Raw genomic sequence first — 24,890 nt, forward strand, 5'->3', positions numbered from 1 at the left:
TCATGACGGATTCCCGAGCCTGCTATTGGCCTTTTTCCAGGGGACCGAGGGAATCCCGTGTCCTCCGAACGGCCGCACGTAGTGCTTCGGGGTCCGGCCCGTGTTTGAGGACGTCACGGGACGACGCGGGCAGCACGCCCGGCAGTCCCGGCCCGAAAAGGGCCCGCAAATCGGCCGGAGTGGCCCCCTGGGCCCCGAAACCGGGTGCCAGGACGGGACCGTTCAGCTTGCTCAGGTCGAGCTCTCCCGGCGCGATGGTGGCGCCGACGACGACACCGATGTCACCCAGCGGCCCGACACCCGCGTTATGCGCGCCCGCCGTGTCGACGATGTCCTGCGCGACGGTCTTTCCGTTGGGCAGCAAGGCGTTCTGCAGTCCCTGCGCCTCCGGGTTGGAAGTGCGCGCGAGGACGAACAGGCCCTTGCCTTGCTCCTGCGCAACCTCGACGGCGAAATCCAGCGAGCCGAACCCGAGGTATGGGGAAACCGTTATGGCGTCGGCCTCGAGTTCCGCCCCCGACGGCAGGAAAGCCGCCATGTACGCCGCCATCGTGGAACCGATGTCGCCGCGTTTGACGTCCAGCAGGACGAGCGCGCCCGCTTCCCGGCACACCTTCATCGTCTTGGCCAGGACAGCGACCCCAGGAGGCCCGTAGGCCTCGAAAAAGGCCGACTGGGGCTTGATCACCGCGACCTCGGGCGCGATCGCCTCGGCGGCGGTGAGGGCGAACTTCTCCAGACCGCCCGCGTCCGCCGGAAGACCCCACGCCTGGAGCAACCCCGGATGGGGGTCGATCCCGGCGCAGAGCGGTCCCTTTTCCGCGACCGCCCGCGCCAGCCTCGCCCCGAACCGCCCGCTCACGCCTTCGCCTTCAGCGCCGCCTGCAGGCTCTGCAGCGATCGCACGCCGATGTCGCCCTTGATGACGGCCTCTATCCCGTGCACGGCCGCCGCCGCGCCCTGCACCGTGGTGATGCAGGGGATGTCCCGCGACACCGCGGCGGTACGGATTTCGTAGCCGTCGATCCGCGGACCGCTGTTGCCGTAAGGGGTGTTGATCACCATCTGCACTTCGCCGCTGAGGATGACATCCACGACGTTCTGTTCGCCTTCAGCCGAACCTTCGTAGTGTTTGCGCACGACGGTGCAGGCGATCCCGTTGCGCCGCAACACTTCCGCCGTACCCGAGGTGGCGAGGATCTCGAAACCGAGGTCTGCCAGCCGTTTCACCGGGAACACCAGCGAGCGCTTGTCGCGGTTGGCGACGGAGACGAACACCTTGCCCGACGTCGGCAGCGAACCGTAGGCACCCGCTTGTGACTTGGCGAACGCCTTCCCGAAGGAGACGTCGACTCCCATGACCTCGCCGGTGGACTTCATCTCCGGGCCGAGCAGCGAGTCGACGCCGTGGCCCTCGGGGGTGCGGAAGCGGTGGAACGGCAGGACCGCCTCCTTGACCGCGACCGGCGAATCGGCGGGCATCTGCCCGCCGTCACCCTCGGCCGGGAGCACCCCGCTCGCGCGCAGGTCCTTGATCGAGGAGCCGGTCATGATCAGCGCCGCGGCCTTGGCCAGCGGGACCGCGGTCGCCTTCGACACGAACGGCACCGTCCGCGACGCGCGCGGGTTGGCCTCCAGGACGTACAGGACGTCGTCCTTGAGCGCGTACTGGACGTTCAGGAGCCCGCGGACGCCGACGCCGCGCGCGATGGCCTCGGTCGAGCGGCGCACCGTCTCGATGTCGGTCCGGCCCAGCGTGATCGGCGGCAGCGCGCAGGAGGAGTCGCCGGAGTGGATCCCGGCCTCCTCGATGTGCTCCATGACGCCGCCGAGGAAGAGGTCGTCGCCGTCGAACAGCGCGTCGACGTCGATCTCGATGGCGTCGTCGAGGAAGCGGTCCACCAGCACCGGGTGCTCGGGGGTGACCTCGGTGGCGCGGTGGATGTAGCCGGCGAGCGACTCCTCGTCGTAGACGATCTCCATACCGCGTCCGCCCAGCACGTAGGACGGCCGCACCAGGACCGGGTAGCCGATCTTGTCGGCGATCCGCTTGGCGCCCTCGAACGAGGTCGCCGTGCCGTACTTCGGCGCGGGCAGCCCGGCGTCGGTGAGGACCTCGCCGAACGCGCCGCGGTCCTCGGCGAGGTGGATCGCGTCCGGGGAGGTGCCGATCACCGGGACACCGGCGTCGGCGAGGCGCTTCGCGAGCGAGAGCGGCGTCTGGCCGCCCAGCTGCACGATGACGCCGGCGACGGTGCCCGACTCCTGCTCGGCGTTGACGACCTCCAGCACGTCCTCGAACGACAGCGGCTCGAAGTAGAGCCTGTCCGAGGTGTCGTAGTCGGTGGAGACGGTCTCGGGGTTGCAGTTGACCATGACTGCCTCGAAACCGGCCTCACGCAGGGCGATCGCGGCGTGCACGCACGAGTAGTCGAACTCGATGCCCTGCCCGATGCGGTTCGGCCCGGAGCCGAGGATCAGGACCTTCGGCTTCTCGGTCTGCGCGGTGATCTCCGACTGCGCGGCGGGATCGGTCTCGTAGGCCGAGTAGTGGTACGGCGTCTTGGCCGCGAACTCGGCCGCGCAGGTGTCGACGGTCTTGTACACCGGCCGCACGCCGAGACGGCGGCGCAGCGCGCGGACGCCGTCCTCCCCGGCCAGTTCCGGCCGCAGCGAGGCGATCTGGCGGTCGGACAGGCCGGTCCGCTTGGCGCGCCGCAGCAGCGGCTCGTCCAGCACCTGGGCGTCACGGACCTCGGCGCCGACCTCGCCGATGAGGGCGATCTGGTCGATGAACCACGGGTCGATGCCCGACGCTTCGTGGATCTGCTCGACGGTGCCGCCGAACCGCAGCGCCCGCTCGACTTCGTAGAGACGCCCGTCGTGCGGTGTGCGCAGGGCGTCCAAAATGGACTCCAGCGTCGCGCCTTCGGGGTCGGGGCGGGTCCAGAAGCCGGTGGCCTTGGTGTCGATGGAGCGCAGCGCCTTGCCGAGGGCCTCGGGGAAGCTGCGGCCGAACGACATCGCCTCGCCGACGCTCTTCATCGTCGTGGTCAGCGTGGGGTCCGCGCCGGGGAACTTCTCGAAGGCGAACCGCGGCACCTTCACCACGACGTAGTCCAGCGTCGGCTCGAAGGCCGCCGGGGTCTCGCCGGTGATGTCGTTGCGGATCTCGTCGAGCGTGTAGCCGATGGCGAGCTTCGCGGCGATCTTGGCGATCGGGAACCCGGTCGCCTTCGACGCCAACGCGCTGGAGCGCGAGACGCGGGGGTTCATCTCGATGACGACCATGCGGCCGTCGGCCGGGTTGATCGCGAACTGGATGTTGCAGCCGCCGGTGTCGACGCCGACCGCGCGCAGCACGTCGATGCCGACGTCGCGCATGTGCTGGTACTCGCGGTCGGTCAGGGTCATCGCGGGCGCGACGGTGACCGAGTCGCCGGTGTGCACGCCCATCGCGTCGATGTTCTCGATCGAGCAGACGACCACCACGTTGTCGTGCCGGTCGCGCATGAGCTCGAGTTCGAACTCCTTCCAGCCGAGGACGCTCTCCTCGATGAGCACCTCGGTGACCGGCGACTCGTCGAGGCCGGTGGAGGCGAGCCGCTCCAGCTCCTCGTCGGTGTGCGCCATGCCCGAGCCGAGCCCGCCCATGGTGAACGACGGCCGGATGACGACGGGGAGGCCGACCTCGGCGACGGTCGCGCGGACCTCGTCCATGGTGGTGCAGACGCGGCTGCGCGGGGTGTGGGCACCGATGTCGGCGACGATGTTCTTGAACTTCTGCCGGTCCTCGCCGCGCTGGATGGCGTCCACGTCGGCGCCGATCAGCTCGACGCCGTACTTCTCCAGGACACCGCGCTCGTGCAGGGCGATGGCGCAGTTCAGCGCCGTCTGCCCGCCGAGGGTCGCGAGGATCGCGTCGGGGCGCTCCTCGGCGATGACCTTCTCGACGAATTCCGGGGTGACCGGCTCGATGTAGGTGGAATCGGCGAACTCGGGGTCGGTCATGATGGTCGCCGGGTTCGAGTTCACCAGCGAGACGCGCAGTCCCTCTTCGCGGAGTACGCGGCAGGCCTGGGTGCCGGAGTAGTCGAACTCCGCCGCCTGGCCGATCACGATCGGCCCGGAGCCGATGACCAGCACGTGCTGGATGTCTGTCCTCTTCGGCATTTACTTGGCCTTCTCCATCAAGCTGACGAACTCATCGAACAAGGGGGCCGCGTCGTGCGGGCCGGCGGCGGCCTCGGGGTGGTACTGCACCGAGAACGCGGGGACGTCGAACGCGCGGACACCTTCGACGGTGTCGTCGTTCGGGCAGTAGTGCGAGATCTGCGCGGCGCCGAACGGCGTCTCGAACCGCTGACCCGGCTCGCCTTCGAGGGCGAACCCGTGGTTCTGCGCGGTGATCGCGACGCGTTTGGTCGCCACGTCGATCACCGGGATGTTGATCCCGCGGTGGCCGTAGCGCATCTTGTAGGTGCCCAGCCCCAGCGCGCGGCCGAGGATCTGGTTGCCGAAGCAGATGCCGAACAGCGGGATCTCCCGCTGCAGCACCGATTTCGTCAATTCGGTGGCGTGCGCGGTGGTCGCCGGGTCGCCGGGACCGTTGGACAGGAAGACACCGTCCGCCTCGATCGCGAGCAGATCGTCCACAGTGGACGACGAGGGCAGCACGTGCACCTCGATGCCGCGCGCGGCCATCAGGCGCGGGGTGTTGGACTTGATGCCCAGGTCCAGCGCGGCGACGCGGAACTTCCGCTCGCCCTGCGCTTCGACGACGTACGCCTGCTTCGTGCTGACCTCTCCGGCGAGGTCGGCACCCTTCATCTGCGGGCTGGCCTGCACCTCGGCGAGCATCTCCTCGTCGGTGCCGAGCGCGTCGCCCGAGAAGACGCCGGACCGCATGGCGCCCTGCTCGCGCAGGTGCCGGGTCAGCGTGCGGGTGTCCACTTGCGCGATCCCGACGACGCCTTGGCGCTCCAGTTCCTCGTCCAGCGTGCGCTTGGCGCGCCAGTTGGACGGGGTGCGCGCGGGGTCGCGGACGACGTAACCGGAGACCCAGATGCGCGAGGACTCGTCATCCTCGTCGTTCCAGCCGGTGTTGCCGATCTGCGGCGCGGTCTGGACCACGATCTGCCGGTGGTACGAGGGGTCGGTCAGCGTCTCCTGGTAGCCGGTCATACCGGTGCAGAACACCGCCTCGCCCAGACTCCGTCCGCGGGCCCCGTATGCGGAGCCACGGAACACCCGGCCGTCTTCCAGTACCAGCGCAGCCGGTGTGCGGGTGCCGTTCGCGGTGCTCATCAGGCACCTCCCTTGATGTCGTTGGGAATGTCTTGCAAAGCTTCGATCCACTGTGGATAGTCGTCGACGTCGTCGCCGCGGAATCCGGTGTCCAGCTCGACGTCCCCCGCCAGCCAGGTGACGACGAGCAGCGCGTCGATGCCCATCACCTTCCCGGCCATCCCCTTGTCCTTGCGGACGCCGGTGACCGAGGCGCGCGGGATCCAGAAGTCCGGGGCGCCGCCGCGCTCGATGGCGATGCCGTCTTCGTGCAGCCGCCAGACCGCGCCGGTGCGCAGGCCGGCGCCGCGGGTGACCACGCGCTCCTGCCAGTGCCCCGCGGTCGTCGTGCTGATGTAGACGCCGGTCGACTCGATCAGCGTCTCGCCGGGCTCGGCGGGGATCTCCGCGAACGGCGGCACCTGGACGCTCTGCGTCCGGGACTTGCGCCGCCAGCCGCGCCACATCAGGAAGACGCAGACGAGGAAGAAGGCGAAGACCGCCAGGGTCAGCAGAATCCGGTCGCTCATGCGCTGATCTTCCCTTCCCGCGCGGTGATCCGCCCGCGCAGCAACGTCGCCGTCACCACGCCGGGGAGCCGCATTCCTTCGTACGGGGTGTTGGCCGCGATGCTCGCGAACTCCGCGCCCCGCACGGTCCATTCGGTGTCCGGGTCGACCAGGGTCAGGTTCGCCGGTTCGCCAACCTCGATCGGACGGCCGTGGTCGGCCAGGTTGCCGATCTCGGCGGGCCGCTCGCTCATCACCCGCGCGACACCGCGCCAGTCCAGCAGGCCGGTGCGGACCATGGTCTCGACCACGATCGACAGCGCGGTCTGGAGACCGAGCATGCCGGGCCGGGCCGAGTTCCACTCGCAGTCCTTGTCCTGGACGGCGTGCGGCGCGTGGTCGGTGGCGACGCAGTCGATGACACCCTCGGCCAGCGCGGCACGCAGCTTCTCGGCGTCGGACTCGGTGCGCAGCGGCGGATTGACCTTGTTGACCGGGTCGTAGGTCGCCAGGCGCTCGTCGGTCAGCAGCAGGTGGTGCGGGGTGACCTCGGCCGAGACCTTGGTGCCGCGGTCCTTGGCCCACTTCAGGATGTCCGCGGTGCCGGCGGTCGAGACGTGGCAAACGTGCAGCCGCGCGTTCGCGTGCTGGGCGAGCAGGCAGTCGCGGGCGACGATCGACTCCTCCGCCGAGGCGGGCCAGCCGGTGTAGCCCAGGCGCGCGGCCTGCTCGCCTTCGTGCGCCTGCGCGCCGACGGTCAGCCGCGGCTCTTCGGCGTGCTGGGCGATGACCACGCCGAGCGCCGTCGAGTACTCCAGCGCGCGGCGCATGAGCAGCGGGTCCGCGACGCAGAGGCCGTCGTCGGAGAAGACCTTCACACGGGCTTCGGACTTCGCCATGGTGCCCAGTTCGGCGAGCTTCTCGCCCTTGAGGCCCACGGTGACCGCGCCGACCGGGTGCACGTCGACCAGCCCGGCCTCCTGGCCGCGCCGCCACACGTGGTCGACGATCACCGCGTTGTCGGCCACCGGATCGGTGTTGGCCATGGCGAACACCGCCGTGTAGCCGCCGAGCGCGGCCGCGGCCGAACCGGTGGCGATGGTCTCGGTGTCCTCGCGGCCGGGTTCGCGCAGGTGGGTGTGCAAGTCGACGAAACCGGGGAGCAGCACCTGGCCGCCCGCGTCGATCACCTCGGCGTCTTCAGGGGTGTCCAGAGCGCCGATATCGGTGATGACCCCGTCCTCGACGAGCACGTCGACCGGATCGCCCTCTCCGTAGGGTCGGGCGCCCTTGATCAGGACGGTGGTCACGCGGCGGCTCCTTCACTGGCAAGCAGGTGATAAAGGACCGCCATGCGCACGTGGACGCCGTTGCGGACCTGTTCGGTGATGGCCGAAGCCGGGGAGTCGGCGACCGCCGAGGCGATCTCCATCCCGCGCAGCATCGGACCGGGGTGCAGGACGACGGCGTGCTCGGGCAGGAGCTTCATCCGCCGCTCGTTGAGGCCGTAGGCGATCGAGTACTCGCGCGCCGAGGGGAAAAAGCCACCGTGCATACGTTCGGCCTGGACCCGCAGCATCATGACCGCGTCGACCGCGGGCAGTTCGGCGTCGAGTTCGTGCGACACCGTGACCGGCAGGGTCTCGACCCCGGCGGGCAGCAGCGTCGGCGGCGCGACGAGCACCACTTCGGCACCCAGCGCGGACAGCAGGTGGATGTTCGACCGCGCCACCCGGCTGTGCAGGACGTCGCCGACGATCGCGACGCGGCGGCCTTCCAGCGAACCGAGCCGCTCCCGCAGCGTGGCGGCGTCGAGCAGCGCCTGCGTCGGATGCTCGTGGGTGCCGTCCCCCGCGTTGACGACCGCCGTCCCGGCTTCGGCGAGCCAGCCCGAAAGCCGCTGCGCCGCCCCGGAGGCGGGGTGCCGGATGATCACGCAGTCGGCGCCCGCCGCGGCCAGTGTCAGCGCGGTGTCCCGCAACGATTCACCCTTGTTGACCGAGGAACTGGACGCGGAGACGTTGATCACGTCGGCGCTCATCCACTTCCCCGCGATCTCGAACGAGACGCGGGTGCGGGTCGAGTTCTCGTAGAACAACGTGATGACGGTGCGGCCGCGCAACGTCGGCAGTTTCCGGACCTCGCGGCCCAGCAGGGTGCGCTTGAGCTCTTCGGCGGTGTCCAGCACGGCTGTCGCGAGCGCCGGGTCGAGCCCGTCGGTGGCGAGCAGGTGCTTCACGATCGATCTCCTTCTGGTGAAGCGCTCTCGTTCAACGTCCGCAGCAGGACCGAATCCCGTCCGTCCACTTCGGACAGCAGGACCTCGATCCCCTCGGCGCGCGAGGTGGGCACGTTCTTGCCCACGTAGTCGGCGCGGATCGGCAGTTCGCGGTGGCCGCGGTCGACCAGCACGGCCAGCTGGACCGCGCGCGGGCGGCCGTGGTCGCGCAAGGCGTCGAGAGCGGCGCGGATGGTGCGGCCGGAGAACAGCACGTCGTCGACCAGGATCACCACCGCGTCGTCGATACCGGTCGGCGGCAGCTGCGAATGTTCGAGCGCGCGGGGCGGGCGGCGGCGGAGATCATCGCGGTAGAGCGTGATGTCCAGCGCGCCGGTCGGCGGACGGATGCCGGAGAACTCGGCGATCTTGTCCGCGAGCCGCAGGGCGAGCGGGGTACCCCGAGTGGGGATGCCCAGCAACACGGGCGGAGTCGAGCCACCGGCACCGAGAGCGGTCTTCTCGATGACCTGGTGGGCCATTCGGGCGATCGTGCGCGCGACATCCCCGGACGAGAGCAGCTCACGCTCTCCCGCCGGTTCCGCCGCGCCACGCGGGCGTGACGACAAGGCGGACCTCCTTCCCCGCCTCTCTGGACGGGTCCTTAAAGGACGTCGACTTCCTGCGTAGCGAGGAAATCGAGTCGACACTAGCAGGCAGGGGCCCTCATTCTTACGGGTGGCGCGCCCCAGGTGACGAAGGCCTCGCGAAAGCACCCGCTTGACCTGGTGACAACTATGCGTAACCATTACTCTGAGTATTCGACTCGAGGAGTCCCCTGGACCGGTCACCCCGACCGGTTGGGGGTGAGGAAACGGAGAACCACCAGATGGGCGATTACGCCAAGGCGCTCGGGGCCAAGCTCCGCGGGATCCGCCAGCAGCAGGGCCTGTCCCTGCACGGGGTCGAGCAGAAGTCCGGAGGCCGCTGGAAGGCCGTCGTCGTCGGTTCGTACGAGCGCGGCGACCGCGCCGTCACCGTGCAGAAGCTCGCCGAGCTCGCCGATTTCTACGGCGTGCCGGTCGTCGAGCTGCTGCCGGAGGGCCGGGTGCCGTCGGGCGCCGAACCCGCCACGAAGATCGTCATCAACCTGGAGCGCCTCCAGCAGCTCCCGGCGGAGAAGGTCGGGCCGCTCGCCCGCTACGCGGCCACGATCCAGAGCCAGCGCGGCGACTACAACGGCAAGGTGCTCTCGATCCGCACCGAGGACCTGCGTTCGCTGGCGATCATCTACGACATGACCCCCGGCGAGCTCACCGAGCAGCTGATCGACTGGGGTGTGCTGCCACCAGAGGCTCGACCGTCCAAAGAGGACTAGAGATGGCGACGTTTTCGGTCCGGGGGGACCGGAAACGCCAAGCGGAGCCACCGAGCACGAGAACGGGCCGTGCCCTTGTGAGAGGACACGGCCCGTTGTAATACGTCTTCTAGAGGACCGCGCGCAGCCTGTCGGCGATGGTGCCGATGCGGCCGAGAACGCCGTTCACGAACCGCGGCGAGTCGTCGGTCGACAGCTCCTTCGCCAGCCCGACGGCCTCGTCGATGGCGACCGGATCCGGCACGTCGTCGGCCCACAGGAGCTCGTAGACGCCGACCCGGAGCACCGCGAGATCCACCGGCGGCATCCGGTCCAGCGTCCAGCCCTGAGCGTGCTCGGAGAGCAGCTCGTCGATCGCGGTCTTGCGCCCGGTGACGCCCTCGACCAGCGAAATCGTGTAGTCGGCGATCGGGTCGACCTCGACCGAACCGACCCTGTCCGCCAGCAGCGTCACCGCGTCGGCACCGCGCTGGGCGGCCTCGTACATCATCTCGACGGCACGCTTGCGCGCCTGACGACGGCTGATCGGCCCGCCGCGGTTCGGGGACTTGCCGGTTTTGCCTGAGTCAGCCATCAGTTGGAGACGCGGCCCAGGTAGCGGCCGTCACGGGTGTCGACCTTGATCTTCTCGCCGGTGGTGAGGAACAGCGGCACCTGGATCTCGGCGCCGGTCTCCAGGGTGGCGGGCTTGGTGCCACCGGTGGAACGGTCGCCCTGCAGGCCGGGGTCGGTGTGCTGGACGATCAGCTCGACCGAGGTCGGCAGCTCGATGTACAGCGGGGTGCCCTCGTGCACCGCGACCTGGACCTCGAAGTTCTCGAGCAGGTAGTTCGCGTTGTCGGCGACCGTCTCGGCCAGCACGGTGATCTGGTCGTAGGTCTCCGCGTCCATGAACACGAAGTCCGCGCCGTCCTTGTACAGGTACGTCATGTTCCGGCGGTCGACGGTGGCCGTCTCGACCTTCGTGCCCGCGTTGAAGGTCTTGTCGACGACCTTGCCGGTCAGCACGTGCTTGAGCGTGGTGCGGACGAACGCGCCGCCCTTGCCCGGCTTGACGTGCTGGAACGCGGTGACGGTCCAGAGCTGGCCGTCGAGGTTGAGGACGAGCCCGTTCTTCAGGTCGTTGGTGGTGGCCACGAGTGTGCAGTCTCCTGTGTCGATCTTCCGGGCCGCCGTCAGACGACCACGAGTTCCTTGGTGCTCAGCGTGAGGAGTTCGGGCGTACCTTCCCGCACGACCAGCGTGTCCTCGATGCGCACGCCTCCGCGTCCGGGCAGATACACACCAGGTTCGACGGTGACGGCCATACCGGCGGACAGTGTACCGACGCCGGTGGCGGCCAGGCTGGGCGCCTCGTGCACCTGCAGTCCGACGCCGTGGCCGAGACCGTGGCCGAACTCGTCACCGCGGCCCGCGTCGACGATCACGCCACGCGCCGCCTTGTCCACTTCGGACACTTCGGCGCCGGGGAGGACGGCTTCGCAGCCCGCCGCCTGCGCGCGCTGGACCAGCTCGTAGATCTCCTCCTGCCACGCCGCGGGCTTGCCGATGACGAAGGTGCGGGTCATGTCGGAGTGGTAGCCGTCGACCGTGGCGCCGAAGTCGATCTTGACGAAACCACCGGCCGCGAGCACGGCCGAGGTGGGCCGGTGGTGCGGGATCGCGGAGTTGGCGCCCGCCGCGACGATGGTGTCGAACGACGGCCCCGTCGACCCGTGGCCGAGCATGCGATTCTCCAGGTCACGGGCGACGTCCAGCTCGGTGCGGCCCGGCCGGAGCCCACCGGCGGACACCAGGTCCTCCAGCGCCCTGTCCGCCGCCGCGCACGCCTGGCGCAGCGCCTCGATCTCCTGCTCGTCCTTGACCAGCCGCAGCTGCTCGACAAGCCCCGGCGTCCGGACCAGCTCGACGCGGTCGAAGCGCACCTTGAGGTCTTCGTGCTGCTCGACACTGACGTGCTGGCTCTCGAACCCGGTCTTGCCGAGCTTCTTCTCGGCCGCCAGATCGGCCAGCTTCGCCGCGCTCGCCCGGTCCAGCACCCGTTCGAGATCGGGGACCTCCGTCGCCGACTGGACCGTGTAGCGGCCGTCGGTGCAGAAGATCGTCTTGTCGTCACCGCCCTCGTGGACCAGGAGAGCGGCGTTGGACCCGGTGAAGCCGGTCAGGTACCTGATGTTGAGCAGGTCCGTGACCAGCAGCGCGTCCACCCCGGAGTCGGCAAGCAGGGAACGCAGCGCCGCGCGGCGGCGAGAGAAGTATTCACGCACTGGCTTATTATGTCGCGCGCTGACGCCCGGTGGTCCGTGAAGGCCTCCTTGAGGGACTCTGAGTCCCTCAAGGAGGCCTTCACGGACTTGGCCGCCATCACAAGCAGACACAACAGTCACAGCAGCCTCATAAGCCACGGCGTTGCCACGTGAAGGCCCCCTTCACGCGACTCAGCCGAGGGAAGGGGGCCTTCACGCGCATCAGCTGTGACTACTGGTGCGCCTGGGACGAAAGCGGTGATCACCGAGTCCGTGAAGGCCTCCTTGCCTACCCTCAAGGTAGTGAAGGAGGCCTTCACGGACCGCTCGGCCGCCGGTTGAGACCGGGCACCTGGCCGACCCGGCGTGAGAGTCGCTACTGGCGAGTTAAGCTTCCCCAATGGCACCGTGGCTGACTCGTGGACTCGTGATGGCGCTGCTGCACGGCGCGGCCGTCACCGTGCTGGCCAAGTACGAGGTCTACAACCCCACCGACAAGACCCTCTTCACTTCCCTCGCCCTCGCCGTCCTGGTGGGCGCGGCGGCGGGCTGGGGCGCCGTGGACGCCTGGCAGGGCAAACCCGAGCGCGGCAAGAACTGGTTCATCGCGGCGCTGATCGCCGGCCCGGTCTCGGGCGTGCTGTACGTGATCGGCCGCGCGGTGTTCGTCGACCAGACCGGCGCCTCGGAACTCGGCGGCGCGCTCACCGGCGGCGCCGCCTTCTCGGCCCTGCTGGTGCTGATCCCGGCCGGGCTCGGCCTGTTCGTCGGCGGCCTGATCGCCAGGAAAGCACCGGAAGAGGACGATGAGGCTCAGCCCGCGAGCGGGAAACCGGCCGGGAAGCCGTCCCAAGCCTGATCGCTGATCTCCTCGACGGTCGAGTCGTTCAGCGCCGCCGCGCCCGCGTCCGGCACCGCGTACAGCTTGCCGTCGAGCACCACCCCGAACCCGCGGCCGGGGGCGCGCACCATTTTCGCCCCGGCGCTCAGGCGCGCGGCCTGCGGAAACTTGTCGACGACCTTGAGCCGCTGGTTCAGCACCTCGCCCGCGAGCGCCGCCGCCACCGAGCGCCGGTCGACCCGGACCAGGGTGCCGTCGGCCACCAGGTCGATGGTCCGCTGCGGCGACGGCATCGCGACGCCTTCGAACGCGGTCCGGGTCCGGGCATCGCCGTCGCAGGCCCGCGAGCCGCGGACGTCCAGGCCGAAATGTTTGAGGTCGGTCGGCGCCCCCGCGCCGCCGACGATCGTGGCCCGGACGACGTCGAACGGGACCCGGTCGCAGACATCGCCCGAGGAGAGCGGCGCGTGCCCGTCGGGCCGCCGGACCAGGCCGGGGCCCTCCTTCCAGGCGCCGGGGACGACCACCGGCCGGTACGGCTGCGCGGAGAAGTCCCTGGTCCAGAAGGTGAGCGTGGTGCCGGTGTCGGTCTCGTGGGCGATCGCGAAGGCGTCGAGGGCGCCGACCCACATCAGATCGGTGCTGAACCCGTCGACCAGCGAGCGGGTGCGCGGCGAGATCGTGCTGGGCTTGGCGACGAAGCCCTGCTCCCCCAGTGTCTCCACGCCCTGGGAGAACGCCGCGTCCTTGGCGCGGAGCAGGAACTGCCCGGCGCCGTTCCACCCGGCGGCCTTGGCCGTGGTGTCGGTGAAGAGCACGTAGAACCAGCCGTCGAGGTACACCGCCGATGGCTGCCCCGCGCCGTAGACGTTGTTGGCGCGGTGTACGTCGTGCGCGGGCCCGATGATCGGCTGCCCGCCTGCCGCACGGGTCCAGGTGAGCCCGTCGGGGCTGGTGGCGAGCCCGATCGAGTTGCCGAGCGCGTGATCGCCCGCCGCGCCGGTGTAGTACATGTAGTAGGTCGAGCCGACCTTGATCACCGACGGATCGCAGGTGTGCATCCCGTCGAAACCGCCGGGCGCGCCGGAGAACACCGCCGCCGGGCCGCCGCCGGACGGGCCGGTGAAGGGACCGTCGAGCGACGGCGACTGCGCGTAGAGGATGTCGTCACCGGCGGGCTGGGCGCTGCCGTACTGGCTGCACCACCACATCCGGAGCTTGCCGCCGTCCCGCATCACGGTCGGGCCGTAGTTGTAGACCGCGTCCTGATCGCCAGCGGCGACCACGCCGCCGCTGGCACGAGGATCGCCCGTCGCGAGCTCGACGTCCATCGGCCGGGGCTTTTCCTTCGGCGGCTGCTGGGCTCCGCCGATCCCGCCGCCCTTGCCGTCGGCCTGGGACTGGACATTCCCGTCGCTGCACGCCATGAGGACCGCGCCGGCCGCGACCAGGGCCACCACGACACGGGCAGGTCGCCGACCCCCACGAAAAAGGCGCATGATGGCCGAGTGTAGCGAGACTTAACCCAGCCGGGTGACGTCAGTCCCCGGTAGGGCTACCAATTCCACTTCGAAGCCATCGGTGTTTTCGAGGTAGGCGGCGTAGTGGTGATCACCCCCCGCATACGGATACTTGTCCGCGAACATCGGCGACCAGCCGTGTTCGAGCGCCTTCGAAGCCAGTTCGTCCACCCGATCGGGGGACTCGACGTGGAAGGCGAGATGGTTCAGGCCCGGCGCGGTCCGCTCGTGTTCTTCCCCGCTGAGCGCGGGAGAACGCTCGACGACGAGGTACGTCGCGCCGTGCTTCCAGCTGACTCCGGCGGGCCAGCGCTGGAACTCCCGCCAGCCGAGTTCGCGCAGCAGCCAGCCCCAGCTCTCCTCCGCGCGGGCGAGATCCGGCACCCACAGTTCGATGTGGTGCGCGCGGCCCTGCTCCGACGGCAGCGCGACGAAGACGCGATGCGGCCCGCTGCCGTAGTGGTCGCCGCTACCGACATCGAGGAAACCCAAGCGCCGCACCAGGTTCTGACTGGCCACATTGGACTCACCGACCAGCGCCCATACCGACGACAGCCCGAGCCCGACGAGTCCGTGGTCCAGCAGCGCCCTCGCGGCCTCGGTCGCCAAACCCTGCCCGCCGTGCGCACGCGCCAGGTAGTAGCCGATCTCCGGGACGTCGCCCGGCAGTTCCGCAGACGGCCGCAGATGCGCGAGGCCGATGATCTCGCCGTCGCGTTCGATCGCCCAATGCCCCATCCCCGCCGGGCCGTCGTAGGACAGCCTGCGGCCGACCATTTCGCGGATCTGGTCCGGCTCGGTCAGCGGAGCCGCGAAATGCGCGCTCAACGCCGGATCGGCGAAGAGCTTGACGATCGCCTCGGTGTCGGTCTCGGTCAGCGCGCGCAGCCGCAGTCTCGCGGTCTTGATCTCGGGCGGGTTGTTCATATCGCGTTCGCGGCCATCCAGCGCAGGGCGAGGGGGTAGCCGTCGACCCCGAGCCCGGCGACGACCGCGGTGGCGATGTCCGACAGCACGCTGTGGTGCCGGAACTGCTCGCGTTTGTGCACGTTGGAGATGTGCAGCTCGATCAAGGGTGCCGTGAGCTGGGCGGCGGCGTCGCGGACCGCGATCGAGTAGTGCGTCCACGCGGCCGCGTTGAGCACCACCGGCCAGCCCGCGTCGGCGGCTTCGTGCAGCCAGCCGACCATCTCGCCCTCGTGGTCGGTCTGCCGGACCTCGACGTCGATCCCGAGTTCCTTCCCGGTGACGGCACAGGTCGAAACCAGGTCGGCGTGCGTCGCGGAACCGTAGATCCCCGGTTCGCGCAGGCCGAGCCTGCCGAGGTTGGGACCGTTGAGGACGAGCACCTTCACAGCAGCACGCTCCCGCCGAGCTTGGGGGCCTCGCCCGCCACCACCGAGTACGCCGCCGCGAGCAGCGACGGGTCGGGACCTTCGAGCCTGCCGGGCTTCGCGAGCCCGTCGAGGACGACGAAGCGCAGCACGCCCGACCGGGTCTTCTTGTCGCCCTTCATCGTCTCCAGCAGGTGCGGGAGCGCGTCCGGGTCGTAGGTGGTCGGCAGGCCCAGGAGCTTGAGAACCGACGTGTGCCGGTCCGCGGTGGCGTCGTCGAGACGGCCCGCCAGTCGCGCGAGCTCGGCGGCGAACACCAGGCCGACGCTGACCGCGGCACCGTGGCGCCACCGGTACTTTTCACGGCGTTCGATGGCGTGGGCGAGGGTGTGGCCGTAGTTGAGGATCTCGCGCAGGTCCGACTCGCGCAGGTCCGCGGCGACGACGTCGGCCTTGACCTGGATCGAGCGGCGGACCAGCTCGCCGACGACCTCGCCGGTGGTGTCCAGCGCGGCGGCCGGGTCCTGCTCGACGAGTTCGAGGATGCGCGGGTCCGCGATGAACCCGGTCTTGACGACCTCGGCCATCCCGGCGACGAGTTCGTTGGGCGGCAACGTCTCCAGCGTCGCGAGGTCGACCAGGACCGCGCTCGGCTCGTGGAAGACGCCGACGAGGTTCTTGCCTGCCTCGGTGTTGATGCCGGTCTTCCCGCCGACCGCGGCGTCGACCATGCCCAGCAGCGTGGTGGGCACGTTGACCAGGCGGACGCCGCGCATCCAGGTCGCGGCGACGAAACCGGCCAGGTCGGTCACGGCGCCACCGCCGAGGCCGACGACCACGCCCTGGCGGTCGAGGCCGATGCGGCCGAGGACCTCCCAGCAGAAGCTGGCGACGGTGAGTGCCTTGCCGTCCTCGGCGTCGGGGATCTCGACCCGGTGCGCGTCGATCCCGGCCTCGGCCAGTTCGTCGCGGATGGCCTCGGCGGTGGTCGTCAGCGTCGGCGGGTGGATCAGCGCGACCTTGGAGGCGGTGGCGAGCTGCTCGGTGAGCTCGCCCAGCAGGCCGCGGCCGATGACGACGTCGTACGGCTTGGCGGTGTTGACGGTGATGCGGACCGGCTCGGTCATCGTTTCCCTCACTTCGGCGGAAGCCGCTTGGCCCTCGCGACCTCGCAGGTGATCTTGCCCTTGACCGGGGTGTCGCCCGGAATCTCTTCGGTCACCTTCTGGCCGGGCGTCATCCGGTTCTTCGCGAACAGCGCTTCACCGGAGGCCTTGCCGTCGGCGTCCTTGATCGCGATGGTGACGGCGTAGCGCGCGTCCTCACCGGTGCTGTTGGTGACCTCGATGGTGATCTTCGGCGTGTAGCCGCCGCTGTCGCATTTGGTGACCTTGACGTCGGCGGCGACATCCGCCTCCGGGGCGGCACCGGCGGGCGCGCCGGTCTGGATGACGTCGGCGCCCGCGGGCTGCTTCTCCTCGCCACACGCCGTCAGCGTCAAGGCCACGACGGCGAGGAGAGCTCCGGCGATGGTGCGCTTCATGCTTGTTCCTTGCTGACCTCGGCCAGTCCGATGAGGGCCGCCTGGACGACCTCGTCGGGCGTCAGCCGATCGGTCTCGATCTCGAAGGTGGCCACCTCGCGGTACACCGGCAGCCGCGCGTCGAGCAGCGCCTTGTACGTGGCTCGGGGGTTGACCCCGGCCAGCAGCGGGCGCGCGGTCGACAGGCCGGCCCGCTGAACGCCCGCGGCCATCCCGACGTTGAGGAAGACCACCGTATGCCCGGCCAGCCGCGCACGGGTGCCCGAGGCGATCGGCGCTCCGCCACCCAGGGAGAGGACGCCGTCGTGCTCGGCCAGCGCCTTCGCGACCATCTCCTCTTCCAGCGCGCGGAAGGCGGGCTCGCCCTCCTCCGCGAAGATGTCGGTGATGGGCTTGCCCGCACTGGCGACGATGTCTTCGTCGCTGTCGCGGAAGGCGAGACCCAGTGCGGCGGCGAACGCCGGGCCGACCGTGCTCTTGCCCGAACCCGGCGGCCCGATGATCACCGCGCGGGGAGTCACCAGCGCTCCTCGAGCGCCTTCAGGTAGGCCTCGGCGTTGCGCTTGCCCTCGGCGAGCGAGTCCCCGCCGAACTTCTCCAGCGCGGCGTCCGCGAGGATCAGCGCGACCACCGACTCCAGCACGACACCGGCACGGGGTACCGCGCAGACGTCGGACCGCTGGTGGATGGCCACCGCGGGTTCGCCGGTGGTGACATCCACAGTGGACAGTGCTTTGGGGACGGTCGAGATCGGCTTCATCGCGACGCGCACGCGCAGCGGCTCGCCGTTGGTGATGCCGCCTTCGAGCCCGCCCGCGCGGTTGGACCGGCGGGTCACCCCGACCGGGCCGGTGCCGCGGTCGATCTCGTCGTGGGCCTGGCTGCCCCAGCGGGTGGCCGTGGTGAAGCCGTCGCCGACCTCCACGCCCTTCATCGCCTGGACGCCCATGAGCGCGCCGGCGAGGCGGGCGTCGAGCCTGCGGTCCCAGTGCACGTGCGAGCCGAGGCCCGGCGGCAGGCCGTAGGCGATCACCTCGATCACGCCGCCGACGGTGTCACCCGCCTTCCGCACGGCGTCGACCTCGGCGACCATCACGTCGGTCCCCTCCTGGCCGAAGGCGCGGACCGGGCTCTCGTCGATCGCCGGAAGGTCCGACGGCACGGGCAGCGGGCCCTCCGGCGCCGAAGCGCCGCCGATGGACACGACGTGGCTGAGGATCTCGACCCCGAGCAGCTGCTTGAGGTACGCGCGGGCCACCGTGCCGAGCGCCGTGCGGGACGCCGTCTCGCGGGCGCTCGCGCGCTCCAGCACCGGACGGGCCTCGGGGAAGCCGTACTTCTGCATCCCCGGCAGATCCGCGTGGCCGGGCCGGGGACGGGTCAGCGGCTCGTTGCGAGCCAGCCCTTCCAGCTCCTCGGCTGGCACGGGATCGGCCGACATGACCTTCTCCCACTTCGGCCACTCGGCGTTCTCGATCTGGACCGCGACGGGGCCGCCCTGGGTGAGCCCGTGCCGGACGCCGCCGGTGAACTCGATGTGGTCGGTCTCGAAGCCCATCCGGGGGCTGCGGCCGAAGCCGAGCCTCCGGCGCGCGAGCTGCTCGCCCACTTCGGCGGTGGTGACCTCGACCCCGGCGGGCATCCCTTCCAGGATGGCGGCGAGGGCGGGTCCGTGCGATTCCCCTGCGGTTATCCAGCGCAACACCTGACAGATCCTGTCACAACCTCCTCTCCGTCCCAGGACAGGCCGGGCTATCCCGGACCAGGTCCGGCGAAGACGGCGAGCGCCCACGCCGCGACCAGGAGACCGGGCCCGTGCGGCACCGCGGGATGCCGGGGCCCGCCCACCGCGAGTGCCACGCTCAGTAGCGCCGCGGCGACGGCGCCGAGCACCACCGACGGCCAGCCCGTCGCGGCGAGGACCGCGCCCAGGCTTCCGGCGAGCTTCACGTCACCGGCGCCGAGCGAGCGCGGCGACAGCGCGTGGACGAGCGCGTGCGCCCCGCCGAACACCAGCGCGCCCAGCACGGCCCGCCAGGCGATGGCCGCCCCTCCCCCGTGCGCGGCGACGGCGAGCGCGACGGCCAGCGCCGGGTACGCGGGCAGGGTGAGAATGTCGGGCAGGCGGCGGTACTTGAGGTCGGCGAGCGCGAGCGGGACCGCGAAGACGGTCAGCACGGCGGGGACCGCGAGCCACCACAGCGGCCAGGCGCCCTCTTGGTACCGCAGCCAGACCGCGACGAGCGCCACCGCCGCGAGCGCGGCCGCCCAAGCCGTCACCGGCGCTCCCGCCCGGCGCAGGCAGGAGCGCGTGGCGAGCGTCGATCCAGCGCCCGCCACCGCGAAGGCGATCGGCATGAACACAAGATCAAGAGTGCGCCCGTGATCTCACCGGACGCAAGTTTTTCTTTTCGTGACAGGAACTTTCACGCACTTTCGCCGCGTCTCACCCGCAGGGCCGTACGTCCCGAGCGCCACGTTCGAGACGGTGAGCGTCTCAGGCGTGGCGCTCGGGACACACTCACCGACCCGGCAAAGGGATCACGGGTTCATCCGCAGCAGCGGGAGACCCGAGGGCGTGCGGATCTCCAGTGCCTTGATGTCCCCGGCGCGCATCGCGGTGCCGACCACGATGTGCGCGGTGTCCTTGGGCATCGCGCGCCAGGACGCCAGTTCGCTGGTGCTCCCGTCGGCGTCGACGGCGACCAGGATGTAGTCCCCGGTGCGGTTGCCGCCGTAGCTGCACGTCATGTCGACCTTCGTGCCGGTGTCCGTGGCGGACATGGCGACCTCGGCGGTCACCGGGTAGTCGCCGAGCGGGGTCATCGGGTTTCCCCCCGCCGCGATCGGCCCGGTCAGGACGAACGCGAGCGTGACGCCTGCGGCGACGGCGATCCCGGCCGCGGTGGTGGTGATCGCCCGTTGGATCCGCCTTCCCCGGCGGACCCGCTTGAGGACGGCGGGCAGCAGTTCCGGCGAGGGCGCCGGTTCCTCCTCCCGCAGCGCGGGGGCGCCGGCTTGGGCGAGCAGTCCGGGGATCCCGGCCAGGTCGCGCACGGAAGCCGCGCACCGGTCACACCCGCGAAGGTGTTTCTCGTAGGCGAACCGGTCTTCCGGGGACAACGCCCCGAGCACGTAGGCCGCGTCGTAGGTGGCGAAGGGGTCGGTCATCGAGTCACCCCTCTTTCCTCCAATACCAGGCGCAACGCCCGCAAGGCGTAGTGCGTCCGCGACTTGATCGTGCCTTCGGCCACGCCCAGCCGCTTCGCCGCGTCGGCGACGGAGTAACCCTGGAAGTAGCACAGGACAAGGACGTCTCGATGCCTCGGCGAGAGCTCACCGAGCGCTTCGGCGACCAGCCAGCCCTGGACCGCCCGCTCGGTGCCGTCCGTGACCGCCGTTTCGGGCGGTTGGCCGGTCACCACCTCCGGATGCGACTCGGCCGCCCGCCAGTCGTCGATGGCGATCCGCCTCGCGACGGTGAACAGCCAGCCCCGCGCCGACCCCTCGGACTGGTCGAGCACCTTGGCGTTGCGCCAGGCCCGCAGCAGCGTCTCCTGGACAACGTCCTCCGCGCGGACCCGGTCGCCGCTGGTGAGGTGCAGCGCGTAGGACCAGAGCGCGGCGGCGTGCTCGTCGTGCAGAGCCCGCATCAGCCGGTCCTCCGCGAATTCCTTCACCGATCCGTGCTTTCGCGGTTGCGGAGCAGCGGGAGAGCGAAGATCACGCAGGCCGCTTCGGTGATCACGCCCCAGATCTCGGCCTGGCTGGTGAAGCGCTCCGAGACGCCGAAGAACCCCGTGGTCAGCGAGAGCACGTACGCGCCCAGAGTGGCCAGGCCGAAGCCGATCGCCGCGAGCGCGGGGAGCCAGTGGTGCCAGACCAGGACGGCGACCGCGATGACCGCGCCCGCCACGACGTTCACCAGAAAGAGCGGTCCGACCACGTCCGTTTCCGACGCCCAGTCCTGCCATACGACGTAATGCACCCATGCCGAGCCGAGCAGGCCCGCCGCCACCACCACCCGCGACAACCACCGGATCATGTCCGTATCTCTTTCCGCGTGTTCGGTTCCCCTATGCCTTTGAACACGGAAAAGCGGGCCCTCCGGTTCAATCCGGCACCCGATGGCCGACGAAATTGAACCGGATGGCCGCTCCGGCCGTGTGTAGGGGCATGACTGCCGAACTCCACTCCCGCCGCACCGTCCTGACCACCGGGGCCGCCGTCGCCGGCGCGGCCGTCGGCGCCGCGGCCCTCGCGGCCTGCGGAAGCGACACCCCGTCGGCCGGCTCGGCTGCCGCTCCGCCCGCCGCGGCACCGGGTGAATCCCTGACCGCGCTCGCCGACATCGAGGTCGGCCAGGCGAAGGCCGCCAAGACCGCCGACGGCAAGGACGTCATCGTCACCAGGACCGCCGAAGGCACGGCGGCCGCGTTCAGCGCGATCTGCACGCACCAGGGCTGCACGGTGGTCCCGGCCGGCGCGGAACTCAAGTGTCCTTGCCACAACTCGATCTTCGACGCGAAGACCGGCGCCGTCAAAAAGGGACCGGCGGACCAGCCGCTGCCCTCGATCGCGGTCAAGGTCACCAATGGCCAGGTCGTCACGGCCTGACGAACATGCGAAAGGTCCCTTCAGGACGGAAATACCGTCCTAAAGGGACCCATTTGGACCAAAGGTTTCAGCTGTCCCAGGTGAAAATCGGGTCGCCCGGCTCGACGTCGCCGCCGGTGAGCAGTCCCGAAAGGACTTCGGCCTTCGCGTCCAGCGCCACCACGGGCACGATCGGCGAGTAGCCGGCGGCCTTGACCGCTTCGGGGTCCCAGCCGACGATCGGCTGCCCCGCGCGGACGGCTTCGCCCTTGACGACGTGGAGGGTGAACCCCTCGCCCTTCTGCTTCACCGTGTCGATCCCCAGGTGGACCAGCACCCCGCGGCCGTCTTCGGTGGCCACCACGAAAGCGTGCGGGTGCAGGGTCACGACCGTCCCGTCGACCGGCGCGACCGCGTCCTGGCGCCCGCCCGAGGGCAGGACCGCGAGGCCGGGGCCGACCATCGCCTGCGCGAAGACCGGATCGGGCACTTCGGTCATAGCGGTCGTCTTGCCGCCGACCGGGCTCAGGATCTCCAAACTCACAGCAGGTCCTCGATCTCACTGGCGATCGTGTCGGCCTCGGGCCCCACGATCACCTGGACACCGGCGCCCATGCGGACGACACCCATCGCGCCGGCGGCCTTGAGCGCCGCTTCGTCGAGCAGGCTCATGTCTTCGAGCTCACAGCGGAGCCGGGTGATGCACCCCTCGACCTCGATGAGATTGTCGGCACCGCCGAGCGCCGCGAGGATCTTTTCCGCCCTGTCATCCGCCATCGCGGTCTCCTTGTTCCCTGTCGGTTTCCCACATGCGAACCAGCTGTACTACGCCGTTCGCCGACTCGCACCCGATCCCTGGCCACGAACGCGTAACGGTGGTTGACACCCGCTCGTGCGACGGAGCATCCTGCCCCATCGGATCATTGGTCTAGACCGGAACGTACCAATCTTCCGGACCAGATGCGAGTACGGGTTCCCCAACCGAACGGACCGAAAGGACGGTGACCGTCATGAGCGCTTCGGCGCAGCTGCCGCCGTCCGACCGTGTGATCAACGGACCGACGCCCAAACACGCACAGCTGCGGGAGATTCTGCGCCGCACAGTGGAGCGTGAGCTACCCCCCGGCTCGCCTATCCCCTCGGAACGTGACCTGGCCGAGACCTACCAGGTGTCCCGGCTCACGGTCCGCTCGGCGATCGGCAAGCTGGTCGAAGAAGGACTCTTGTCGCGTGTGCGCGGCAAGGGGACGTTCACCGCCGCGAGGCGGATGGAACTGCAGCTCTACCTGATGTCCTTCACCGAGGACATGCGCCGCCGCGGGATGACCCCGACCACGGAGGTCGTCAAGACCGCCACCGAGGTCCCGCCCGCCCCCTCGGCGCACGCCCTCGGCCTGGCCGCCGGGACCCCGGCGCACCGGCTGGTGCGGCTCCGCCGTGCCGACGGGGTGCCGCTGGCGGTCGAACGAGGCTGGTATCACGCGGGCCGGATGCCCGGTCTGCTCGATCTCGATCTCACCCGATCGTTGTACGTCCAACTCGCCCAGTCGTATGACCTGCGCCCGGATCACGCGTGGCAGACGGTCTGGGCCGAATCCGCGGACCGCGAAACGGCACGTCTGCTCGGCATGCGCGCCGGCAGTCCGCTTCTTGTCTTCCGCCGGGTCTCCAGCGTCAACGGGGAACCGATCGAAGACATGACTTCCTGGTACCGGGGCGATCACTACCAGGTCACCATGCAGCTGGACCGGAACACCCCGGATTCCGGTCAACATCCTCACTACGGAGGTACCCGATGAGCTCCACCACCGCCGAGGGGGCGAAGAGCAAGGGCAAGGGACTGGCCGGGCTTCAGCGCTTCGGCCGCAGCCTCATGCTCCCGATCGCCGCCCTGCCCGCCGCCGCGCTCCTCAACAGGTTCGGTCAACCCGACCTGCTCGGTGAGAAAGGGCTCGGCTGGACCAAAGTGGCCGAGGTTCTCGGCGCGGCAGGCAACTCGCTGTTCAACTGGCTGCCGCTCCTGTTCGCGGTGGGTATCGCCGTCGGCTTCGCCCGGAAGAGCGATGGCGCGACCGGACTGGCCGCCGTGGTCGGCTTCTTCGTGTTCACCAGCGTTCTCCAGGTCCTCGCACCGTTCTCCGAACTGCCGGGCTGGAACCCCGAGAAGCCCGCGGGCCTGATGCTCAACCCACTGAAGTGGCCCTACAGTGTGCTGGCCGGCGTGATCGTCGGTCTGGTCACCGCGCTGCTCTGGCAAAAGTTCTATCGCATCAAGCTGCCGCCGTACCTGGCCTTCTTCGGCGGCCGCCGGTTCGTGCCGATCATCACCGCCCTGACGCTGATGATCCTCGCGGTGCCGCTGGGCCTGGTCTTCCACTGGGTCAACGAGGGCATCCAGGCCGCGGGCGAGGCGGTCACCGGCGCCCCGGTGGTCGGTGGCGGTATCTACGGTGTGCTCAACCGCCTGCTGATCCCGGTCGGTCTGCACCAGCTGCTGAACGTGCCGGTGTGGTTCATCTTCGACGGTGGTGACCTCACGAAGTTCTTCGAGGGCGACCCGACCCGCGGCACCTTCATGACCGGCTTCTTCCCGATCTTCATGTTCGCCATCCCCGCCGCGGCGCTGGCGATCTGGCAGAGCGCCAAGCCCAGCCAGAAGAAGATCGTCGGCGGTGTGATGATCGCCGGCGCGCTGACCTCGTTCCTGACCGGTATCACCGAGCCGATCGAGTTCTCGTTCATGTTCGTCGCGTGGCCGCTGTACCTGATCCACGCGGTCCTGACCGGTACCTCGATGGCGCTGGTGAACGCGCTCGACATCCACCTCGGCTTCGGCTTCTCCGCCGGTGCGATCGACTTCGCGCTCAACGGCGGTCTGCCGGCGGCGAGCAGCAACGTCTGGCTGCTCATCCCGATCGGCCTGGCCTACGGGGTCCTCTACTACGTGATCTTCCGCTTCGTGATCAAGAAGTGGAACCTGCGGACCCCCGGCCGCGAGGACGACGCGATCGAGGCCGATCTCGAAGCCACCGCGGCCAAGCCCGCCACGAAGTAAGCTCAGTTTCAAGAAAACCGAAGGCACGAAAGGGAAAGAACATGCCGGAGAAACGCGTCACCGTGGCCAGCAAGGTGGGCCTGCACGCCAGGCCCGCGGCGACGGTCGCCAAGGCGGCCGCGGCGCAGCCCGTCGCGGTGAACATCGCCAAAGCGGGCGGTGACCCGGTCGCGGCCGGCAGCGTGCTGAACCTGATGACGCTCGCCGCCGGTTTCGGCGACGAGGTCATCATCAGTGCCGAGGGTGAAGGTGCCGAGGCGGCTGTCGACGCCATCGCCGAGCTGGTGGCGACCGACCTCGACGCCTGATCCCCGCCACTGCGAAGCCCGGACCGTCCCCGACCGGTCCGGGCTTCGTAGGGTGT

Annotated in this window: 28 protein-coding genes and 1 pseudogene; 6 read left to right on the top strand and 23 right to left on the bottom strand. The window is 69.8% G+C overall.

What is annotated here, in order from left to right; translation table 11 throughout:
- Positions 1-22: 22 nt before the first annotated feature.
- The 7 genes from pyrF to pyrR are packed head-to-tail and all read right to left on the bottom strand — an operon-like array spanning position 23 to position 8,642.
- Complete coding sequence (pyrF, locus tag AMYAL_RS0141570; RefSeq protein ID WP_020637231.1) at positions 23-862, bottom strand: orotidine-5'-phosphate decarboxylase; 840 nt, start codon at positions 860-862, stop codon at positions 23-25.
- Positions 859-4,173: a carbamoyl-phosphate synthase large subunit gene (gene carB / locus AMYAL_RS0141575; RefSeq protein WP_020637232.1), complete on the bottom strand. Its 3,315-nt coding sequence runs from the start codon at positions 4,171-4,173 to the stop codon at positions 859-861. Before carB ends, pyrF begins: the two co-directional genes overlap by 4 nt.
- A complete protein-coding gene (gene carA, locus AMYAL_RS0141580; RefSeq protein ID WP_020637233.1) occupies positions 4,174-5,307 on the bottom strand; it encodes a glutamine-hydrolyzing carbamoyl-phosphate synthase small subunit in 1,134 nt (377 codons plus the stop codon).
- Positions 5,307-5,816 (bottom strand): PH-like domain-containing protein, encoded by a 510-nt coding sequence (locus tag AMYAL_RS0141585; RefSeq protein WP_020637234.1) that lies wholly within the window; start codon positions 5,814-5,816, stop codon positions 5,307-5,309. Before AMYAL_RS0141585 ends, carA begins: the two co-directional genes overlap by 1 nt.
- Positions 5,813-7,105, bottom strand: a complete 1,293-nt coding sequence (locus tag AMYAL_RS0141590; protein WP_020637235.1) for a dihydroorotase — start codon at positions 7,103-7,105, stop codon at positions 5,813-5,815. Before AMYAL_RS0141590 ends, AMYAL_RS0141585 begins: the two co-directional genes overlap by 4 nt.
- Positions 7,102-8,034, bottom strand: coding sequence for an aspartate carbamoyltransferase catalytic subunit (locus tag AMYAL_RS0141595; RefSeq protein ID WP_020637236.1), 933 nt, complete (start codon positions 8,032-8,034; stop codon positions 7,102-7,104). The genes AMYAL_RS0141590 and AMYAL_RS0141595 overlap by 4 nt, the downstream gene beginning before the upstream one ends.
- Entirely contained in the window at positions 8,031-8,642 is a 612-nt protein-coding gene (gene pyrR, locus AMYAL_RS0141600) for a bifunctional pyr operon transcriptional regulator/uracil phosphoribosyltransferase PyrR (protein ID WP_020637237.1), read from the bottom strand. The genes AMYAL_RS0141595 and pyrR overlap by 4 nt, the downstream gene beginning before the upstream one ends.
- 260 nt (positions 8,643-8,902) lie before the next feature.
- Here pyrR and bldD point away from each other — a divergent pair, with 260 nt between their 5' ends.
- The gene (bldD, locus tag AMYAL_RS0141605; RefSeq protein WP_003096372.1) at positions 8,903-9,391 is read left to right on the top strand and encodes a transcriptional regulator BldD; all 489 of its coding nucleotides are present in this window, start codon (positions 8,903-8,905) and stop codon (positions 9,389-9,391) included.
- 109 nt (positions 9,392-9,500) lie between these two features.
- On the opposite strand, the gene nusB is transcribed toward bldD, so the two are convergent.
- Genes nusB through AMYAL_RS0141620 form a run of 3 tightly spaced genes read right to left on the bottom strand, consistent with a single transcriptional unit; the run spans position 9,501 to position 11,658 of the window.
- Positions 9,501-9,965: a transcription antitermination factor NusB gene (gene nusB / locus AMYAL_RS0141610; protein WP_020637238.1), complete on the bottom strand. Its 465-nt coding sequence runs from the start codon at positions 9,963-9,965 to the stop codon at positions 9,501-9,503.
- The gene (gene efp, locus AMYAL_RS0141615) at positions 9,965-10,528 is read right to left on the bottom strand and encodes an elongation factor P (protein WP_020637239.1); all 564 of its coding nucleotides are present in this window, start codon (positions 10,526-10,528) and stop codon (positions 9,965-9,967) included. The genes nusB and efp overlap by 1 nt, the downstream gene beginning before the upstream one ends.
- Before the next feature lie 38 nt (positions 10,529-10,566).
- The gene (locus tag AMYAL_RS0141620; protein ID WP_020637240.1) at positions 10,567-11,658 is read right to left on the bottom strand and encodes a M24 family metallopeptidase; all 1,092 of its coding nucleotides are present in this window, start codon (positions 11,656-11,658) and stop codon (positions 10,567-10,569) included.
- Positions 11,659-12,067: 409 nt separating this feature from the next.
- On the opposite strand from AMYAL_RS0141620, the gene AMYAL_RS0141635 reads away from it, so the two are divergent.
- Positions 12,068-12,496, top strand: coding sequence for a B-4DMT family transporter (locus AMYAL_RS0141635; protein WP_020637242.1), 429 nt, complete (start codon positions 12,068-12,070; stop codon positions 12,494-12,496).
- Here AMYAL_RS0141635 and AMYAL_RS0141640 read toward each other — a convergent pair.
- From AMYAL_RS0141640 to AMYAL_RS0141690, 11 genes are all read right to left on the bottom strand, one after another.
- The gene (locus AMYAL_RS0141640) at positions 12,451-13,938 is read right to left on the bottom strand and encodes a hypothetical protein (protein WP_020637243.1); all 1,488 of its coding nucleotides are present in this window, start codon (positions 13,936-13,938) and stop codon (positions 12,451-12,453) included. The genes AMYAL_RS0141635 and AMYAL_RS0141640 overlap by 46 nt on opposite strands.
- A gap of 60 nt (positions 13,939-13,998) precedes the next feature.
- Complete coding sequence (locus tag AMYAL_RS0141645; protein WP_020637244.1) at positions 13,999-14,925, bottom strand: GNAT family N-acetyltransferase; 927 nt, start codon at positions 14,923-14,925, stop codon at positions 13,999-14,001.
- The gene (aroQ, locus tag AMYAL_RS0141650) at positions 14,922-15,353 is read right to left on the bottom strand and encodes a type II 3-dehydroquinate dehydratase (protein ID WP_020637245.1); all 432 of its coding nucleotides are present in this window, start codon (positions 15,351-15,353) and stop codon (positions 14,922-14,924) included. The genes AMYAL_RS0141645 and aroQ overlap by 4 nt, the downstream gene beginning before the upstream one ends.
- Positions 15,350-16,459, bottom strand: a complete 1,110-nt coding sequence (gene aroB, locus AMYAL_RS0141655; RefSeq protein ID WP_020637246.1) for a 3-dehydroquinate synthase — start codon at positions 16,457-16,459, stop codon at positions 15,350-15,352. Before aroB ends, aroQ begins: the two co-directional genes overlap by 4 nt.
- Before the next feature lie 8 nt (positions 16,460-16,467).
- Positions 16,468-16,875, bottom strand: a complete 408-nt coding sequence (locus AMYAL_RS0141660; protein ID WP_020637247.1) for a hypothetical protein — start codon at positions 16,873-16,875, stop codon at positions 16,468-16,470.
- Positions 16,872-17,396, bottom strand: a complete 525-nt coding sequence (locus AMYAL_RS0141665; RefSeq protein WP_020637248.1) for a shikimate kinase — start codon at positions 17,394-17,396, stop codon at positions 16,872-16,874. Before AMYAL_RS0141665 ends, AMYAL_RS0141660 begins: the two co-directional genes overlap by 4 nt.
- A complete protein-coding gene (aroC, locus tag AMYAL_RS0141670) occupies positions 17,393-18,580 on the bottom strand; it encodes a chorismate synthase (protein ID WP_026467886.1) in 1,188 nt (395 codons plus the stop codon). Before aroC ends, AMYAL_RS0141665 begins: the two co-directional genes overlap by 4 nt.
- 47 nt (positions 18,581-18,627) lie before the next feature.
- Entirely contained in the window at positions 18,628-19,239 is a 612-nt protein-coding gene (locus AMYAL_RS0141675) for a prepilin peptidase (protein WP_020637250.1), read from the bottom strand.
- Between the two features lie 177 nt (positions 19,240-19,416).
- Positions 19,417-20,046 (bottom strand): anti-sigma factor family protein, encoded by a 630-nt coding sequence (locus tag AMYAL_RS0141680; RefSeq protein WP_020637251.1) that lies wholly within the window; start codon positions 20,044-20,046, stop codon positions 19,417-19,419.
- Positions 20,043-20,555: a sigma-70 family RNA polymerase sigma factor gene (locus AMYAL_RS0141685; RefSeq protein WP_020637252.1), complete on the bottom strand. Its 513-nt coding sequence runs from the start codon at positions 20,553-20,555 to the stop codon at positions 20,043-20,045. Before AMYAL_RS0141685 ends, AMYAL_RS0141680 begins: the two co-directional genes overlap by 4 nt.
- The gene (locus AMYAL_RS0141690; protein WP_020637253.1) at positions 20,552-20,920 is read right to left on the bottom strand and encodes a hypothetical protein; all 369 of its coding nucleotides are present in this window, start codon (positions 20,918-20,920) and stop codon (positions 20,552-20,554) included. Before AMYAL_RS0141690 ends, AMYAL_RS0141685 begins: the two co-directional genes overlap by 4 nt.
- Positions 20,921-21,051: 131 nt before the next feature.
- On the opposite strand from AMYAL_RS0141690, the gene AMYAL_RS0141695 reads away from it, so the two are divergent.
- Complete coding sequence (locus AMYAL_RS0141695) at positions 21,052-21,492, top strand: QcrA and Rieske domain-containing protein (protein ID WP_020637254.1); 441 nt, start codon at positions 21,052-21,054, stop codon at positions 21,490-21,492.
- A gap of 67 nt (positions 21,493-21,559) precedes the next feature.
- On the opposite strand, the gene AMYAL_RS0141700 is transcribed toward AMYAL_RS0141695, so the two are convergent.
- Both AMYAL_RS0141700 and AMYAL_RS0141705 read right to left on the bottom strand, forming a co-directional pair.
- On the bottom strand, positions 21,560-22,015 hold the full coding sequence (locus AMYAL_RS0141700) for a PTS sugar transporter subunit IIA (RefSeq protein ID WP_020637255.1): 456 nt from the start codon (positions 22,013-22,015) through the stop codon (positions 21,560-21,562).
- Positions 22,012-22,257, bottom strand: a pseudogene (locus AMYAL_RS0141705) (PTS sugar transporter subunit IIB); the annotation flags it as partial. The pseudogene AMYAL_RS0141705 and the gene AMYAL_RS0141700, both read right to left, overlap by 4 nt.
- A 224-nt stretch (positions 22,258-22,481) precedes the next feature.
- On the opposite strand from AMYAL_RS0141705, the gene AMYAL_RS0141710 reads away from it, so the two are divergent.
- From AMYAL_RS0141710 to AMYAL_RS0141720, 3 genes are read left to right on the top strand one after another with little or no spacing between them, the layout of a single operon-like run.
- Positions 22,482-23,270, top strand: a complete 789-nt coding sequence (locus AMYAL_RS0141710; protein WP_026467887.1) for a GntR family transcriptional regulator — start codon at positions 22,482-22,484, stop codon at positions 23,268-23,270.
- Positions 23,267-24,526 (top strand): PTS transporter subunit EIIC, encoded by a 1,260-nt coding sequence (locus tag AMYAL_RS0141715; protein WP_020637258.1) that lies wholly within the window; start codon positions 23,267-23,269, stop codon positions 24,524-24,526. Before AMYAL_RS0141710 ends, AMYAL_RS0141715 begins: the two co-directional genes overlap by 4 nt.
- A 41-nt stretch (positions 24,527-24,567) precedes the next feature.
- Positions 24,568-24,834, top strand: a complete 267-nt coding sequence (locus AMYAL_RS0141720) for an HPr family phosphocarrier protein (RefSeq protein ID WP_020637259.1) — start codon at positions 24,568-24,570, stop codon at positions 24,832-24,834.
- Positions 24,835-24,890 lie beyond the last annotated feature (56 nt).

This window comes from Amycolatopsis alba DSM 44262, from assembly GCF_000384215.1.
Lineage (GTDB): Bacteria > Actinomycetota > Actinomycetes > Mycobacteriales > Pseudonocardiaceae > Amycolatopsis > Amycolatopsis alba.

Excerpts from the sequence above, each read along its gene's own strand:
- carB (WP_020637232.1), bottom strand. The coding sequence starts at position 4,173 with ATGCCGAAGAGGACAGACATCCAGCACGTGCTGGTCATCGGCTCCGGG.
- carA (WP_020637233.1), bottom strand. The coding sequence starts at position 5,307 with ATGAGCACCGCGAACGGCACCCGCACACCGGCTGCGCTGGTACTGGAA.
- AMYAL_RS0141585 (WP_020637234.1), bottom strand. The coding sequence starts at position 5,816 with ATGAGCGACCGGATTCTGCTGACCCTGGCGGTCTTCGCCTTCTTCCTC.
- bldD (WP_003096372.1), top strand. The coding sequence starts at position 8,903 with ATGGGCGATTACGCCAAGGCGCTCGGGGCCAAGCTCCGCGGGATCCGC.
- nusB (WP_020637238.1), bottom strand. The coding sequence starts at position 9,965 with ATGGCTGACTCAGGCAAAACCGGCAAGTCCCCGAACCGCGGCGGGCCG.
- AMYAL_RS0141635 (WP_020637242.1), top strand. The coding sequence starts at position 12,068 with ATGGCGCTGCTGCACGGCGCGGCCGTCACCGTGCTGGCCAAGTACGAG.
- AMYAL_RS0141645 (WP_020637244.1), bottom strand. The coding sequence starts at position 14,925 with ATGAACAACCCGCCCGAGATCAAGACCGCGAGACTGCGGCTGCGCGCG.
- aroB (WP_020637246.1), bottom strand. The coding sequence starts at position 16,459 with ATGACCGAGCCGGTCCGCATCACCGTCAACACCGCCAAGCCGTACGAC.
- AMYAL_RS0141660 (WP_020637247.1), bottom strand. The coding sequence starts at position 16,875 with ATGAAGCGCACCATCGCCGGAGCTCTCCTCGCCGTCGTGGCCTTGACG.
- AMYAL_RS0141680 (WP_020637251.1), bottom strand. The coding sequence starts at position 20,046 with ATGACCGACCCCTTCGCCACCTACGACGCGGCCTACGTGCTCGGGGCG.
- AMYAL_RS0141690 (WP_020637253.1), bottom strand. The coding sequence starts at position 20,920 with ATGATCCGGTGGTTGTCGCGGGTGGTGGTGGCGGCGGGCCTGCTCGGC.
- AMYAL_RS0141695 (WP_020637254.1), top strand. The coding sequence starts at position 21,052 with ATGACTGCCGAACTCCACTCCCGCCGCACCGTCCTGACCACCGGGGCC.
- AMYAL_RS0141710 (WP_026467887.1), top strand. The coding sequence starts at position 22,482 with ATGAGCGCTTCGGCGCAGCTGCCGCCGTCCGACCGTGTGATCAACGGA.
- AMYAL_RS0141715 (WP_020637258.1), top strand. The coding sequence starts at position 23,267 with ATGAGCTCCACCACCGCCGAGGGGGCGAAGAGCAAGGGCAAGGGACTG.
- AMYAL_RS0141720 (WP_020637259.1), top strand. The coding sequence starts at position 24,568 with ATGCCGGAGAAACGCGTCACCGTGGCCAGCAAGGTGGGCCTGCACGCC.